The organism is Novosphingobium sp. NFX11, assembly GCF_057376415.1.
Genome location: NZ_CP080386.1, coordinates 567,902 through 582,753, shown reverse-complemented (window position 1 = coordinate 582,753; position 14,852 = coordinate 567,902). Strand labels below are relative to the sequence as shown.

General features: G+C 60.1%; 13 protein-coding genes. 9 read left to right on the top strand and 4 right to left on the bottom strand.

Going from position 1 to position 14,852, the window contains the following annotated elements:
* The first annotated feature begins 221 nt into the window (after window positions 1-221).
* Window positions 222-1,244, top strand: a complete 1,023-nt coding sequence (locus tag KZO24_RS29500; RefSeq protein ID WP_486487905.1) for an AraC family transcriptional regulator — start codon at window positions 222-224, stop codon at window positions 1,242-1,244.
* Here KZO24_RS29500 and KZO24_RS29495 read toward each other — a convergent pair.
* Window positions 1,222-1,614, bottom strand: a complete 393-nt coding sequence (locus tag KZO24_RS29495) for a c-type cytochrome (RefSeq protein ID WP_486487904.1) — start codon at window positions 1,612-1,614, stop codon at window positions 1,222-1,224. The genes KZO24_RS29500 and KZO24_RS29495 overlap by 23 nt on opposite strands.
* Window positions 1,615-2,060: 446 nt before the next feature.
* Between KZO24_RS29495 and KZO24_RS29490 the strand changes: the two genes are divergently transcribed.
* The 8 genes from KZO24_RS29490 to KZO24_RS29455 all read left to right on the top strand — a co-directional run bounded on the left by KZO24_RS29490 (window position 2,061) and on the right by KZO24_RS29455 (window position 12,153).
* Window positions 2,061-2,921 (top strand): TonB-dependent receptor, encoded by an 861-nt coding sequence (locus tag KZO24_RS29490; protein ID WP_486487903.1) that lies wholly within the window; start codon window positions 2,061-2,063, stop codon window positions 2,919-2,921.
* Entirely contained in the window at window positions 2,834-4,366 is a 1,533-nt protein-coding gene (locus tag KZO24_RS29485; RefSeq protein ID WP_486488447.1) for a TonB-dependent receptor, read from the top strand. The genes KZO24_RS29490 and KZO24_RS29485 overlap by 88 nt, the downstream gene beginning before the upstream one ends.
* Before the next feature lie 1,318 nt (window positions 4,367-5,684).
* Entirely contained in the window at window positions 5,685-6,266 is a 582-nt protein-coding gene (locus KZO24_RS29480) for an RNA polymerase sigma factor (RefSeq protein WP_486487902.1), read from the top strand.
* Window positions 6,263-7,348 (top strand): FecR family protein, encoded by a 1,086-nt coding sequence (locus KZO24_RS29475; RefSeq protein WP_486487901.1) that lies wholly within the window; start codon window positions 6,263-6,265, stop codon window positions 7,346-7,348. The genes KZO24_RS29480 and KZO24_RS29475 overlap by 4 nt, the downstream gene beginning before the upstream one ends.
* A gap of 66 nt (window positions 7,349-7,414) precedes the next feature.
* On the top strand, window positions 7,415-8,440 hold the full coding sequence (locus KZO24_RS29470; protein ID WP_486487900.1) for a TonB-dependent receptor plug domain-containing protein: 1,026 nt from the start codon (window positions 7,415-7,417) through the stop codon (window positions 8,438-8,440).
* Window positions 8,441-8,773: 333 nt separating this feature from the next.
* Window positions 8,774-9,958, top strand: coding sequence for a TonB-dependent receptor domain-containing protein (locus KZO24_RS29465; RefSeq protein ID WP_486487899.1), 1,185 nt, complete (start codon window positions 8,774-8,776; stop codon window positions 9,956-9,958).
* Window positions 9,959-9,997: 39 nt separating this feature from the next.
* Window positions 9,998-11,020: a hypothetical protein gene (locus KZO24_RS29460; RefSeq protein WP_486487898.1), complete on the top strand. Its 1,023-nt coding sequence runs from the start codon at window positions 9,998-10,000 to the stop codon at window positions 11,018-11,020.
* Complete coding sequence (locus KZO24_RS29455) at window positions 10,981-12,153, top strand: Atxe2 family lasso peptide isopeptidase (protein WP_486487897.1); 1,173 nt, start codon at window positions 10,981-10,983, stop codon at window positions 12,151-12,153. The genes KZO24_RS29460 and KZO24_RS29455 overlap by 40 nt, the downstream gene beginning before the upstream one ends.
* Before the next feature lie 23 nt (window positions 12,154-12,176).
* On the opposite strand, the gene KZO24_RS29450 is transcribed toward KZO24_RS29455, so the two are convergent.
* From KZO24_RS29450 to KZO24_RS29440, 3 genes are all read right to left on the bottom strand, one after another.
* Window positions 12,177-13,850 carry an asparagine synthase-related protein gene (locus tag KZO24_RS29450; protein WP_486487896.1) on the bottom strand — a complete coding sequence of 558 codons (1,674 nt, stop codon included), beginning with the start codon at window positions 13,848-13,850 and terminating at the stop codon, window positions 12,177-12,179.
* 86 nt (window positions 13,851-13,936) lie between these two features.
* The gene (locus tag KZO24_RS29445; RefSeq protein ID WP_486487895.1) at window positions 13,937-14,116 is read right to left on the bottom strand and encodes a lasso peptide biosynthesis B2 protein; all 180 of its coding nucleotides are present in this window, start codon (window positions 14,114-14,116) and stop codon (window positions 13,937-13,939) included.
* Window positions 14,117-14,666: 550 nt separating this feature from the next.
* The gene (locus KZO24_RS29440) at window positions 14,667-14,801 is read right to left on the bottom strand and encodes a benenodin family lasso peptide (protein WP_486487894.1); all 135 of its coding nucleotides are present in this window, start codon (window positions 14,799-14,801) and stop codon (window positions 14,667-14,669) included.
* Window positions 14,802-14,852: the final 51 nt, after the last annotated feature.

The window sequence follows — 14,852 nt, the reverse complement described above, 5'->3', positions numbered from 1 at the left end:
AAGTAGCAGTGCTGAGCCTAAGGCGCCGTTTACACGCCGCTATGCACAAAGCGCAGTTCCAGTACCGATCAGGCAGGTAAACGCTGTACGTTCCGCAAGCTCAACGAGCGCTTGACAATTCAACTAAATCGCGTTTTCCTTGGCGTTCAGGGAAGAAAATCCAGGCTCGAAATACTGCCTCGAATCGATCCGTCACCATGCAATGACGGCAAGGAGGAGCCGTGCTTACTGCAACCGCCACCATGACGTCCGCCATCGCAAGGCCACCTGCCGTCAGCGACTTTCGTTCGCGCAATGCAGACGAAATCGTCGACTATGTCGGCCGCAGCCTAGCGCCCCACGGGATGGACATGCCCAACCCGGAGGCGATGGATCTCAAGCTGCGCAGCTTCCAGATTGCGCAGGCCCATCTGGTCGATATCGCCTATGGCGCCGATGTGGCGATTGAGGCGATCGATCTGGATGCGCACTTCCTGATCCATGCGGCGATGCAGGGGCGTACGTCGATCTGGGGGGACGGAGTGGAACACTTCATCCAGCCGGATAACCTCTACATCAGCTGCCCCGGACAGGGCACGCGCATCCGCATGACGCGCGAATGCCGTCACCTTACCGTGCGCATCGCCACGCGGGCCTTCGAAGATTACCTGACGCAGTTCATGCATATCCCCGCCAGTCGCCCGGTGCGTTTTCGCGCCGGTTCCGATAGTGGCCGCGAACTGCCGCAAGTCTGGCGCAACCTGCTTTCGCACATCATCACGCAACTGGAGATCGCGCCCGCACTGATGGCCTCTGCGCAAACCCAGCGGCAGTATGCGACGGTCATGGTCGACCTGCTGCTGAATCATTATCCCAACAGCTATTCCGATCAGCTTTCGCTGCATGGGAACGACATCACGCCATGGCACGTGCGGCGCGCGCGCGACATCATCCATGGCGCCCTGGAAGATACCATCTCCGTCACCGATCTTGCCATGCAGGTTGGGGTCAGCGTGCGAAGCCTGCAGAACGGCTTCCGTCAGTTCCTTGGCCTTACGCCCGTCGAATACGTGCGGCGGCACCGGCTGGAGCAGTTGCATACCGCTCTCAGCACCGGCGATCCGCAATCGAGCATCACCGGGAAGATGCTCGATTGCGGGATCACCAATTTCGGCCGCTATGCGCAGTATTACCGGCAGCAGTACGGTTGCAGTCCCTCCGAAACGCTGCGCAACCGCCGGTCTACTTTGTCTGCGCGCTCCTGAGATAGGCGATAAGAGCCGCCCGGTCTTGGGGTGAGGCGACCTTTACCGCCATCTTCGTACCCGGCACCATCGCGCGCGGGTCGGCCAGCCAGCGATCCAGCGTGGCCGCGTCCCATTTACCCTTCGCCGCCCCGAGGCTGGGCGAATACTTGTACCCAACCGCCTTGCCCATTGCCCTGCCGTAGACACCCGAAAGCGAAGGGCCGTTCAGATTCTTGCCCATGGTCAGCGAATGACAGACCATGCAGCCGCGCTGTTTCAACAAAGCTTCGCCCGACGGCGCATCCGGAGCGCCGATCGCGGCCGATCCCAATCCGACGAAAGACGCTGCTGCAGCCGCAATCCGGGCAGTGTTGAAGGAAAAGCGCATCGCGACCCTTTCTGGCAGGAAGTACGCCTTCTTTGACCATAACGGCTTGCACACACGCTATGCGCATCGCGCAAGCACCGTTCGTTTTAGGCAGGGAAGCGACGGTCGGATTCACCGCGCGTCCTGCGGACGATGCGCGCAAGGGAGCAACAGGCGTGACGCCCGCATCCGGCCTGTGGCATAAATATCATAATTTCTTGAAATATCATGTATCATGGACCACAGCATTGGTAAAGAACGGTCTTCCGTCATGCCAAAAATCCCACGTATTCTGGGGTTCCAACGGAGCCGGACGGCCTTTTCGAATAGCCTCTCAAGCTCCGCACACCGCCGCTCCGGATAGCGCTTGACAATCCCGCGAAATGGTCAAGATTAAGTGAAAAGCATAATATATTACCCGTTCTGAGCAGGAGGAACGGCGGCTTAAAAATCCCAAGGGGAGTACCATGAGCATGAGGAATTTCGCGCGTGTACTGCTGCTCGGCGGCAGCGCCTGTTCGCTGATGATGGCGGGGGCAGCCTTCGCGCAGGATGCGGCCCCGCAAGCGACAGATGACAGCGCCGAACAGCGCGGCGTCGGCGATATCGTGGTGACTGCCCGCAAGCGGCAGGAAACCAGCAACAACGTCGGCATGTCGATCAACGCCTTCACCGGTGACACGCTGACCCAGCAGGGCATAACCAGTCCCGAACAGCTGGTGAAAATCGTCCCCGGCTTCAACTTCACCCGCAGCATCTACGGCTCGCCCATCTTTACCCTGCGCGGCATCGGCTTCAACGAGACGACGCTGGCCGCATCGCCGACGGTTTCGGTCTATGTCGATGAAGTACCGCTGCCCTATTCCGCGATGACGCAGGGTGCCGCGCTGGACGTGGAACGCGTGGAGGTCCTGAAGGGCCCGCAGGGCACCCTGTTCGGCCAGAACTCCACCGGCGGCGCGATCAACTACATCGCCGCCAAGCCGACCACGTCATTGGAAGCGGGATTCGACCTCACCGTCGGCCGGTTCGACCAGATCGATACCAGCGCCTTCGTCAGCGGCCCGCTCAGCGATACGCTGCGTGCGCGCGTCGCGGTACGCAAGGAATACGGCGGAGACTGGCAGAAAAGCGCTTCACGCCCTGGCGATACGATGGGCGGAACTGACCGCGTGCAAGGCCGCGTGCTGGTGGACTGGGACGCTACCGACCGCCTTTCGCTGTCGCTGAATATCAACGGCTGGCAGGACAAGTCCGACGGCCAGGCCGGGCAATACGTCGGCATCCTGAGTTCACGCGCGCCGGCGGCCCTGCGGGCCCAACCCTGACCATCGGCAGCCCGCGCATTGCCGACTGGGACGAAGGCGCCGATCTTTATACGGATGACAACTTCTGGCAGACTTCGCTGCGAGCGGACTACGAAGTCACCGACGAGCTGACCGTCACATCGATCAGCGCTTATGAAGAAATGCAGCGCGATACCTATGTCGACGCCGATGGTACGCCGGTGCAGAACTTCGCCGCGCGCAACGTGGGATCGATCAAGACCTTCTCGCAGGAACTGCGCGTCGCGGGCAAGGCCGGGGCGACCGTGGACTGGATGATCGGCGGCAACTACCAGCACGACAGCACCAACGACGCGTTCTCTCCCCATGCTCAGGATTCGAGCTTCCCGTTCGACATCGCCACGGCAGTAGGTGCCAACAAGATCGATACTTACGCCGTGTTCGGCAACGTCGACTGGGAAGTCGTCCCAGACGTCACGCTCAACGGGGGCTTGCGCTATACCTGGCAGAACCGCGATTACGTGGGCTGCCTGTACGACTCCGGCGCTGGCGACCTTTCCGCCGCTGTCGCTGCCACTTCCACCCGGCTCAGCGGCACGCCGACCACGATTGCGCCCGGTGCCTGCGTCACGCTGGATTCGGTGACCTTCAAGCCCGGCATCTTCGCCGACTCGCTGAACGAGAAGAACCTTTCATGGAAGGCCGGGGTCAACTGGCAGGTCGATCCGCGCAAGCTGCTCTACGCAAGTGTCAGCAAGGGGTACAAGAACGGCCTGTTCATCACCACTGGCGCTACCTTTGCCGCGCAGCTGGAACCGGCTACGCAGGAATCCGTTGTTGCTTACGAGGCCGGTTTCAAGCTGGGCCTCCTTGGGCGCTCCTTGCAGCTCAACGGTGCCGGGTTCTACTATGACTACAAGGACAAGCAGATCCGCGGCCGCGTGATCGACCCCACCCTGGGCGGCCTTAACCGCCTGATCAACATTCCCAAGTCTCGCATTGCAGGTGCCGAGCTACAGCTGATCTGGGAGCCGGTGCACGGGCTGACCTTCAACGGCGGCGCTACTTACGTGGATTCCAAGATCCAGGGGAACTTCTCCAACTACACCCCGCTGGGCGCCGAAAAGCTGATGAGCGGCGAGGCCTTCCCGCTCACCCCCAAGTGGCAGCTTTCGGGCGATGCGCAGTATGACTTCCCGGTCAGCGACAGCATGAACGCTTTCTTTGGAGCCAGCGCCACACACCAAAGCAGCACCAATGCCGCGCTGGGCGAGGAACCGCTCTTCGACGTGAAGGCCTATACCCTTGTCGACCTGCGTTTTGGCGTTCATGCCGACGACGATAGCTGGCGTGTCTCCGGCTTCGTGCGCAATCTGGGCGATACTTATTACTGGAACAACGTGGCCTTCAACGGCCCCGACGCAGCGATGCGCTACGCCGGGCGGCCGCGCACTTACGGCGTCACCGGAAGCTTCCGTTTTCGTTGAGCCCTTCGTCACTCGAAAACTACCGAAATCCGGGTGCCCCATACAATGGGGCACCCGATCCAGCACACTATATATTCGTCTCGCGCCAATGGCGCGGGCCAAAACTCTGGCTTCAGGCGCCGGCATTACGGTTCTATTTTCAGTTTTGCATGAGCGCGTGGGGGCGCAGCTTGGCGAGCGCGCCGCCAACATTACCATGCGATGATGTAAGCCGGCTTGATCTGACATTGGGCAAGCCTGTTAGCGATCCGGAGAACCTCCTGGATGGACCTGTGAAGGCAATCGCCGCGAAATTCGTGTAACCCCCGCCGTCAGGCCCGATCGCCAGACATGTCTCGCCCGGCGCGGCGCGTTCGGACTGGATCAGGCGTCCCTGCGCTTCGTATGTGCCGATGGCAGGCGCCGCGGTATGGGCGCGGAGGATAGTTTCCGGTGCGCGCCTTGACCCACGAGGCGGAACGTCACGATATCGACCAGCTCGGCCCTGGAGCTGCAGGCGGCCCGCGCAGGTCTCGCCTCCGCCCCTCGTTTTCGCAGCACGTGCGCGGGCTGAACGCCGGGAGGTCCGAGCTTGGGCGGTGTACCGGCCGCCACGCCCTTTGGATAGGCGTTCTTCCCGCAGTTGCAGGCGACCATAGTCTCCGGAGGCCCGCACGGCGGCATGCTCGCCAAGCGATACATCGAGGGCGCCTGCGACGTCAGTTTCGTCAAAACGGCCACAGCTCGCATCCCCAGATCCGGAAATTTGGCGGTAACTCGCCTCGACGACCGGCGTATTGACCAGGCCACCGGTCGCGGTACGCCCCGAACAGCGTTCCTCAAGGCCCTTTGAAGACTTCGACGGATTTGTTGAAGTCCGACTGCGTCAGGCCGCGCACGGTGACCTGCGGGCTCTGCCCCGCCCAGACGGCTCGACGCATAGATACCCGGGGTCAGCTGGGCGATATGCGCGCTGCCGGACACACACATTTTGCTGAGTGCGTCGATCCCGCTGCCCCACGCTCGAATGCGTGGCCATCGGGCTGCACGCGCGGCAAGCCTTCGAGCCCGTCCGGCCCAAAAGCAGACAGGGCCCTGCCAGAGCTTGTACTGTCATCATGTTAGTACCTTTCTCTTGATCTGGTACTACGTCTGCGCCATGGTACTGAAATTGATCGGGGATCGAGCACGCACCCGTTCGTATGCGATAATGATCGTTGAACTCGAACGTTCGAGATCGTTTTTAGATCGGTCATGCGAAGCCAGTCAGCGTGCGCAGTTCCGCCCGTACCTGAAGTACCCATGGCAATCGCGCCGCCTTTGTTGAAAGCGTGCCCCGATGACAGCTGATGCCGAGAATTCGCGGGTGCCCAATCTCACGTATCATCGAGATCAATGTGGACAGCCGGCAGCAACACCGGTCGAGGAGACGGACATCAGCTCCATTTATGCGGTGGAGGCTCCACGACTGCGGAAGTACTTTCGCACACGCCTGCGCAGCGGCGATGAAGCGGGCGATCTCGTTCAGGAGGCATTTGCGCGCCTCTTGCGCGTCATGGCACGCGAGCGGCCGCAACGCCCTGCCGCCTATCTTCAGCGCATCGCGCGCAATCTGCTGTTCAATCGCAGCAAGCGGCTCGAGAATCAGCTGGCGCCGTATCACGTGTCTTTCGATGACGGTTACGAGCATGCAACACCACCCGATCAATGTGACCGTATCGAGGTTGAAGATATGATGCGGATCTACCGCCGGGCGTTGAGCGAGCTTCCGGAAAAGACGCGGCAGGTATTTCTCCTTCACCGGGTGGAGGAGCTGACGTACAGAGAAATCGGAGAAAGGCTCGGAATATCGGTCCCGACGGTGCAGTATCACGTTGCGCGCGCCCTTGCTCACATTGACGCCGCTCTGGAGCAGGGATGATGGAAAACAAACAATCGGCCAGGGACAACAGTCTCCTCAGGAGCGCGGCAGCGGAATGGTTTGCAGTGATGCGCGGTCCGGAGGCCGAAGACCGCCGCTCCGAATTTGATGCCTGGCTTGCAGCGAGTCCCGCCCATCGCCATGCCTACAATCGTATCGCCGAGACGTTCAGCTACGGCAAATTTTTGAAATATGACAACGCTTTATCAAAGGCAACAGCCCGCGACACGGAAGGATCTCCCAGCACTCGCATAAGGAGGGTCCGTGCAGCATTTGTACTGGGCGCCGTGATCGTGGTTTGCTGGGCCGTGTCCTTCTTGTGGGCCGCCCCTTCCGCGACCAGTAGCCCGAACGCGGTGGGTGGGTTCGCATTGACGAGGCCTGGTGCGAACTCCACGACATTGACGAACGAACTTGGCCCTCGCCGCTCGTTCAAGCTCATCGACGGTTCAACGGTGACGCTCGACACTGGAAGCGTCCTGCTGGTCTCGTTCGATGAGCAGCATCGAAATTTGCGCGTCGTCAGCGGACACGTCCGCTTCGAGGTGGCGCACGAGGCCCGCCCTTTCGTGGTCGCCGCCGGGCGCGGCGCGGTCACTGCGCGTGGCACGATCTTTGACGTCACCGTTTCAAAAGGTCGCGGCATCACGGTGGAGTTGGTCAAGGGCTCCGTGGACGTAGATCTTCCGGATCAGGGCCAAGAGGGCAAACTCAGCCGCGTTCGTCTCCGTCCCGGCGAACACTACGCGTTCACTGACGTTCCTCTGGCACAACCCGAACGCGGGATGCGGGAGTTGACCGTCCCTGCACCAGGCTCCCGCCCGCTCCACGAGTACGAGAATGTGCGCCTTGCCGACCTTTTGTCCGAGGCAAACCGCAACAGTTCGCTTCCGGTCCGCACCGCCTCGAATGATCTGGATAATATGAGGGTGTCCGGAACATTTCGCTTATCCGACCCGCACCACATGGCGCGAAGTCTGGCCAAGTTACTCAGCCTCTCGCTGGTAACTTCACCCACCGCCTTGGTGTTGACACGGTCCTGCGACGGCATTGAACGAGAAATCTGTCAGCCGCCCTCATAAATCGCGTCATGCAGTTGTCGTCTCCCCGGAAGGCCGATCGCTTCGGCCGTAAAACAGGGGAGCGTCATGGGGAACTTCAAAGCAAGACTTTTCATATCTGCGATGGGGTTAGCTGCCGTCATGGCAGCACCTGCCTGCGCCGAGGACGATCGACAGGAGTATCATCTTCCCGCGCAGGATCTTGGCAGTGCACTGCGCGCAATCGGTCACGCTTCGAACCGAGAGATAATGTTTCAGGTGCAGGCTGTCGAAGGGAAACGAAGCCCTGCGCTGGATGGCACTTACAGCCCGGATGAAGCGATTACCGTCCTTCTTCGCGGTTCTGGTCTCACGGCTTCACAGAGCGGAGATGCCACCGTTATTCAGGCCCGGTTCCCGCCAACGCCACCTCAGGCAGGTGATGCACAGGAGGCTATTGAGGTCGTCGGCACGCGCATACGCGGAGCTCCTTCGACATCGCCGATAACCACCATAAGCCGAGAGGAGGCAGAGGCCCGCGGTCAGATCGATCTGGGACAGATCGTCCGCGACCTTCCCCAGAATTTCGCGGGTGGCACAAATCCTACGATTGCAGGCTCCGGCCAGGGAGGAACACAGAACGGGTCAGGCTCATCCGCAATAAATCTACGCGGCTTGGGACCTGATGCCTCCCTGACGCTGGTGAACGGCCATAGACTTGCATTCGACGCCATTTATCAGGGTGTCGACATTTCCGCGATCCCGCTTGCGGCTATCGAGCGCATTGACGTGGCTGCTGACGGAGCTTCAGCACTTTACGGCTCCGACGCAGTTGGCGGCGTTGCCAATGTGATCCTGCGCCGCCGTGTCGATGGCGTTATCACCTCTGCTACCCTTGGTGCTGCAACCGAGGGCGGGGCTGTGACACGGCAAGTCGATATTGTCACCGGTCCGAGCTGGTCATCGGGAAGCTTCATGGCAGCTGCAAACTACCGCCACGCGAGCGAGATTGCGGGCCGGCATCGTTCCTATACCGGCCAGCTTTCACCCGACGGAACATTGATGGCGGGGCAAAAGCAAATCAGCTTGGTCATGGCCGGGTACCAGGACCTCACGGATCAGAATCCGGCTTGAGGTGGACGGCAATTACCTGCATCGCACCCAGCCCCAGTGCCTGACGGTCACCGTCCTGGCTCCGGACTCATGCTATGATAATGGCAGTGTCGCTTTCTCGACCGTCGACAGTTGGTCCCTCTCGCCCACATTGCGCCTGGATGTCGGATCCGGCTGGGTAGCCCGGGTGGCGGGCACCTACAGCCAGAGCAAGACGGCCGTCACGACACGGAACATTGTGGCCGCAAAAGAAGTCGCGGTCTACAAACCGAATTACGATAACGACCTGAAGTCCCTTGAAGTCGGTGCCGAAGGCCCCTCTTCAGGCTTCCCGGTGGTGATGCGCGCCTCGCGGTGGGAGCAGGTTATCGCGCCAGCAGACTGGACTACGACGTTCGCAGTTATGCGAACGGGGTCGAGAGCCCGATCGGCGTTTTCAAGCAGACGAGCAAAGTCGGATTTGTTTATGGCGAGCTGTTCGTTCCGCTCGTTTCGCCACAAAATACCGTTCCTTTTGCCAACACGCTTCAGTTCGTCGGGGCCATCCGTTACGAAGACCATGAGGGTATCGACCGTGTAACCACTCCGAAGGTGGGCATGGTATATGCCCCCATCGACGGCCTGGAACTGAAAGCGAACTGGGGCAAATCATTCAAGGCCCCGACCCTGTTCCAGCTGGGTCAGGCCAGCAATGCCCAACTTGTCACTGCTGCAACGTACACTCCCGCCCCGCCCGGCGCCCTTCCCGTTCTGTATCTTTTTGGCGGTAATCCGAACCTGAAACCGGAACGTGCGACAACCTGGAACATCTCGGGTGTAATCAAGCCTGCCTTCCTTGAAGGTTTCAGGGCAGAGATCGGCTACTTTAATGTACAATACCGCAATAGGGTCGCGGCACCATTGGTGAACTCTTTGCGGGCGTTTCAGCCCATCTACCATGACTACGTCGAGCTGAACCCAAGCGCCGAGGATGTAACTTCAGCGGTAAATGGAATCACAGGCGTATTCCAGAACCTGACACCCGGCGCTTTCGACCCTGGGGCGGTTTCGGCGATAGTTCGAGACAACCTCCAGAACGTGTCATTACAATCTTTGCACGGTGTGGATATCGCCCTGAACTACGATCACCGCTTCGCGCCGAACAGCCGCTTGTCGGTCAGAGGCTCAGCAAGCTACATCGATAGTACTCGCAAGGTAACGGCTTCCCTTCCCGTCGTCCCGCAGTCGGGAGTGGTTTTCACCCCTCCGCACTGGCGCGGTCGAATGACGGCAAGCTGGGAGCGCGAGAATGTCACGGTCACCGCGATCGGCAATTACGTCGGCGGAACAACCGACAACCGCTATAATCCCGCCCCCGGGTCGCATCCTTCACGACACTCGATACAGTCGCCTCGATCCGCAGCACAGAAGAAAGCGGAATTCTGGCGAACCTCCAGTGGAGGGTCGGGGTTCAAAACCTGTTCAACACCAAACCGTCCGTTATCCGAACCAGTCGGCCCTCGCTTCCTCCTTTCGATTCGCTCAGCCAGTCCTTCCTAGGTCGGGTGGTCACTCTCACCCTTACGAAAGCCTGGTAAAATGACACGAGCAGTTGTCCTTAAGTCGCTGACGACAATTCTTGTCGCCGGTGTATCGGCACCGTGTATTGCCGCAAGTCCGTGCGAAAGCGCCCTGCTCGCCCCTACGCCAACCCGGCAAGGGGCGCCTGTCACGGAAGAGACGCTGGTCGGCCTGCGTGATATTGGACCAATTTACCGAGCTGATGCGACCCGCGGGATCCTTGCGGTATCTCCCGACGCCAAAGCGGTCGCCTTCGAGCTTCATCGTGGCGACCCGTCGACGAACAGCTATTGCACGGCCATGATAGTGGTACCGCTGCAAGCAGGCGCGAAGCCAATCCTGGTCGATGTTGGGGACGAACTGATCCTCGACCGCACACCAGGTTTCAGATGGGACGCGTTCGAAACAGGCGTATCAGCCGCCATCACACCGCATTGGGCTCCAGACGGGCGCTGGATTGCCTATCTGAAACGAAGTGCCGGAAAGACGCAGGTATGGGTTGCCGACATCAATACCGGCAAGTCCCGCCAACTCACGCATTCTGACGCGGATGCCGAAGATCTGCGCATCGTGGCAAATGGACGTACCATCGTGTACGCGGCACGCCCCCAGCTTGCGGACGAAAACTCCGCAATTGATCGCGAAGGCCTTAGAGGTTGGCGAGCCGACTGGCGTTCCCTGCCTCTTCGTGGGGCACGGCCTCGCGTTCCTGGAGTGTCGTGGCGCTACTTTGCGATTGACGTTTCCGGCGGAACCCCGCGCCCGGCATCCGCTGAAGAAGTGGCAGTATTCGGGCCCCCAAAAGGTGTTCCGGCCCAGGCGAAGAGCATTGCAAGCTATCACGATCGATTGGCGTGGATCGAGCCCAAGAAGGATGCTCTATATCCTGCCCCCTTCGACCTTGTGATACAGGCCTCAGACGGGACGAGAAACGTTTGCTCGCCGGAGGTTTGTCGTCCTGATTTTTCTCTCGCCTATGGTGGACCGCTGATGGCAGCAGAGTGCGTTTCACTCGCCGAGAGGGGTGGGCGGACAGCTTGACGGCCGTTTATGAGTGGGCTCCAGATATGCAGGCCCCTCGTCGGCTCTTACTGACATCGGATGCGCTGATCGATTGCCGCCCCCTGGGAAGCGACCTTTTATGCTTACGAGAGAGTTCGACCATACCGCGGCGCCTCGTCACGCTGGGCCTTGCCGGGACCCGCGAGCAGGTGCTTTTTGACCCGAACCCGCAGTTTACCTCGCATTCCCTCGGACGTGTCGAGCGCGTTCATTGGCGAAATCCGTCTGACGTCCCCTTCTATGGCGATCTGGTGTATCCAGTGGGATACAACGGGAAAGATCGTTTCCCTCTTGTCGTCGTGCAGTACCGCTCAAAGGGCTTTTTGCGCGGCGGCACAGGTGATGAGGTGCCGATCCAGGCGCTTGCAAACCGTGGTTACTTTGTACTGGTCGCCGACATCCGAAACGCGGAGGCCATAGTCGGTCCGCAAAAGAGCGCGGCAGCACTTCAATATGCCTATGAGCGCGAAATGATCGGCGTGAGAAACGTTCTCTCGGGGATCGAGAGCCAGGTTGCAGCACTGGTCGAGAGAGGTCTGGTAGACAGAAGTCGCATCGGCATCACGGGGCTGAGCGCAGGAGCTCAAACCGTCCAGCTTGCCGCGATGCACAGTTCGCTCTTCGCAGCAGGCTCGCTGAGCACGTGTTGCTTCGATCCCACCCAGGACGCCTTCATGGGACCGATGATCTCTCAGGTCTACCAGGAGGCCGGATGGCCCAGAATAGCTGATGGCGATGCCGCGATCTGGAAGCAAGTGACTCTCTGGAAGAGCCCGCTGAAAGTGAGGTTTCCCTTGCTCTTTCAACCATCGGACAACGAATACCTCGCTGCGCTTCCCAGCTTTACCGCACTTCGCCAGGCCAAGGTCCCCACTGACCTCTTCATTTTCCCCGACGAATTCCACCTCAAGCTTCAGCCCGCCCATCAGCTTTCTGTTTACAAGCGCAATACCGCCTGGTTCGATTTCTGGTTGAAGGGGTTACTCCCTTCCGATCCTGTAGAGCATCAGGAGGCAGTGCGATGGCAGGAGATGCGCGAGGAATGGAAAGCAGCTCTCTCCTCAGCTCCGAAAACCCCTGTTCCTGCGGCCGGCGAAGGACGATCTCGCTGACATCGAACCGGGTGGTCACACGTCTATCCTGCGAGCGCGGAGCCCGCCCTGCCCCAGTGCCTTGCCCAGGCTTCAGTATCAAGCAGAGCCATGAGCCTGGGGCCGGCGGCACCAATCACTCCACGTGGCGCAAGGAGCGCCTCGAGTTTTCTGCGATCGGCTATCCTGTTCTTGACGAGTTCTCCGTCGAGAAGTCTTTCAGCAATATGAGGGCGGCGCTGCTCGATGAAGTTGGCAACGAAGCCTTCAGGCGTGCCCTTGCCATGACGTCCCATGACCCTGGGTGGCAGCGCATTTGCGAAGGCCTTACGGGCTACCGCACGATCGATGCCGCCTTCGCAGACCTGCCATGACGGGATACCAAGGCACAGTTCCACGATCGGCTGGGACAACAACGGGCTTACCATCGGCACGGTTAGCTTTTTGTCACGGTGCTCGATGTGGTTCATGGCCCGCAGGAGAAGGGTCACGTGCCCGATCTTGCCGAGCGGCGTTCCGGCTGGATGGTCGAACCAGGGATGATCGACGGGTTGCTCCGCTTGAACTGCGAGGAAATCGGGGTGAAGAAGTTCGGGATCCCTTTTCCAAGCCATCCGCTCACTGCGAGCGCGGCTTACCCGTATCCCCTCACGCAGCATCTGCCAACCGCTCGCACCAGTGAGGGCGCAGAGGTCCTTGAAGGTGGAAAAAGTTCCGCCTGACCAGCCTTCTGTTTCGTATCGATCGATTAGCGGCCTTGCTGAATGGGTGAGATAAAACACGTTATCTCCGCCGGCCCCAACAAAAAATCCGTCAGCGTCTGAGAGGTTGACCGCTTCGCGGATAGCTTGGTTATACGCCATTTCGTGAAGCTTGCCGCATGGCACCGGTACACCTTCTGCAACGGAAGTATCGAGGTCAATGGCATCCATTGCGTGGACGGCTTCCATCAACGTCGCGTTGAATGCAGTCGACACCTCCCGGGCGTAGATACGCTCATCGCCTGGCCGATCGGAAGTGCTCAGGGTTACGCACGAAATGGACGCGGATGCGCCGGCGAGACAGGCAACGACGATTGAGGAATCCAGTCCTCCAGAGAGGCCGACGATGGGGCGTTGGAAACACGAAGCCCAAGCCCTGTGCGTGTTTCTTACGATCCGGTTGAGCCGCTCGCTCGCAGGCTCATCGTCCGGCCGTGGAGCGACATGGTCCCACGGGCTCCACACGCAACCGGCTGCCCGAGACGGCGTTGCAACATCGACGGCGCAACCCGCCAGAAGCTGGGTGACCCCGCAAATCGCTGTTTTCTCGAAAGGGAGATGTTGCAGATAGAGCGCCCGGCCGACGACCTCCCAGTCGACTTTGGGAACGAGCAAACCTTCAGCCGCGAGCAGCTTGAAGTCTGACGTAAAGGCGGTGCCGAAATCACCTTGAGTGTAATAGCAAGGAAGACCACCGGAAGGATCTCGCAGGACGGATAGGCCAGCGGCAGATTTGAACGCCGCGACATAGCTCCCCCAGAAACTCCCGACCAGGTGTCGCCCCGAGCTGAGGGCTGCGCTCCTGGTTTCACCGTCTTTCAGGCCGCGCACCTGTTCGGGAGGGCCATGGCGCGAGAAGAGTTTTCCCACGATAAGGCCGATGCCATCGTCTACAACGATGACGTCTGCGGGGTTATCTACGAGCAAAACCATATCAGGCGTGTGATGCACGACCATCAGTCCAACCCTGGAGGCCATCTGGTCGCTTTGCTGCCTGGTCATCGCCCCTGAGGGTCGCGGAACGATCAGAAGATATCGCATGTTTACACCGCCAGGATAGGAGCGAACATTTGTACGCGGTCGGGCTTGTCATTTAAGACCATGCTCCCATCCTGCACCCAGCAGTGCGCGGCAAAGGGGTTCGGCTGGACGCCGATTACGAGCGTGGAAGAAAGCCCTGCCTGCGGCAGACCGCTGCGAGCGCGAGTGATCGAACCAGGCACCGGTCATGACTGCCTAGCAGCATGTCCGCCGTAGCGAAGGCTCGTACGATCACGTTGCGTTTTATGGCTACGGCGCACAGAGGCTTATGATCACCGTGCGGGGATCTGTTCGAAAGTCGGGTAAGAAGTCGGCCGAGAGGCCAGTATCTGATCCTTCTGCTCCAAACCAGCTGTGCAGCCACAGCGGCAAGGACGGTTCGGACGGAAGCCGTTTCAGATGTCACATCTGGCGCTGCTTCTGCCACAACGGCGCGCGCCGATGTCAATGCCATTGGCGGATCATCCAACTTGCTGGCGACCAGCACATTGCGCGCCTCCAACTCCTGAAGGCGCTGGCAATCGGAACCGACCAATGCGTTTCCCATGGCCCAACGCCGAAACGCGGGTGTCTGCTCCTGCGTCAGCGCCCGATAATGGCCGCCGACCGGATCCAGCAAGATGACCCGTTCACCGGCGACGCAGAAGTGGAGGTCATCACGAAGTCTAAAGGCCATGAGAAGCCTTCCCAGTTAAAGGCACGCGAGCGGCGCGCTCGCGTGCCCATTTGCAATCAGTCGTCGGAGATCCCGGCTTCGGTCTGCTGAGGACCGATGAAATCGAGGCCGACCGGGCCCGGCCCCCTGGTCTCTTCGATCACTGATCCCAGGTCGATCAGCTCAGCCTCCAGATGGTCTTGACGTTCCATATTAGCCTCCTTCTCGAATTCAGCCGCGACATTGCAGCCGATGTCAGAATA

What these genes read in the sequence shown, in the direction of transcription:
- KZO24_RS29480 (WP_486487902.1), top strand. Translation starts at nt 5,685, where the DNA reads ATGACAGCTGATGCCGAGAATTCGCGGGTGCCCAATCTCACGTATCAT.
- KZO24_RS29450 (WP_486487896.1), bottom strand. Translation starts at nt 13,850, where the DNA reads ATGGTCGTGCATCACACGCCTGATATGGTTTTGCTCGTAGATAACCCC.
- KZO24_RS29475 (WP_486487901.1), top strand. Translation starts at nt 6,263, where the DNA reads ATGATGGAAAACAAACAATCGGCCAGGGACAACAGTCTCCTCAGGAGC.
- KZO24_RS29490 (WP_486487903.1), top strand. Translation starts at nt 2,061, where the DNA reads ATGAGCATGAGGAATTTCGCGCGTGTACTGCTGCTCGGCGGCAGCGCC.
- KZO24_RS29470 (WP_486487900.1), top strand. Translation starts at nt 7,415, where the DNA reads ATGGGGAACTTCAAAGCAAGACTTTTCATATCTGCGATGGGGTTAGCT.
- KZO24_RS29460 (WP_486487898.1), top strand. Translation starts at nt 9,998, where the DNA reads ATGACACGAGCAGTTGTCCTTAAGTCGCTGACGACAATTCTTGTCGCC.
- KZO24_RS29495 (WP_486487904.1), bottom strand. Translation starts at nt 1,614, where the DNA reads ATGCGCTTTTCCTTCAACACTGCCCGGATTGCGGCTGCAGCAGCGTCT.
- KZO24_RS29440 (WP_486487894.1), bottom strand. Translation starts at nt 14,801, where the DNA reads ATGGAACGTCAAGACCATCTGGAGGCTGAGCTGATCGACCTGGGATCA.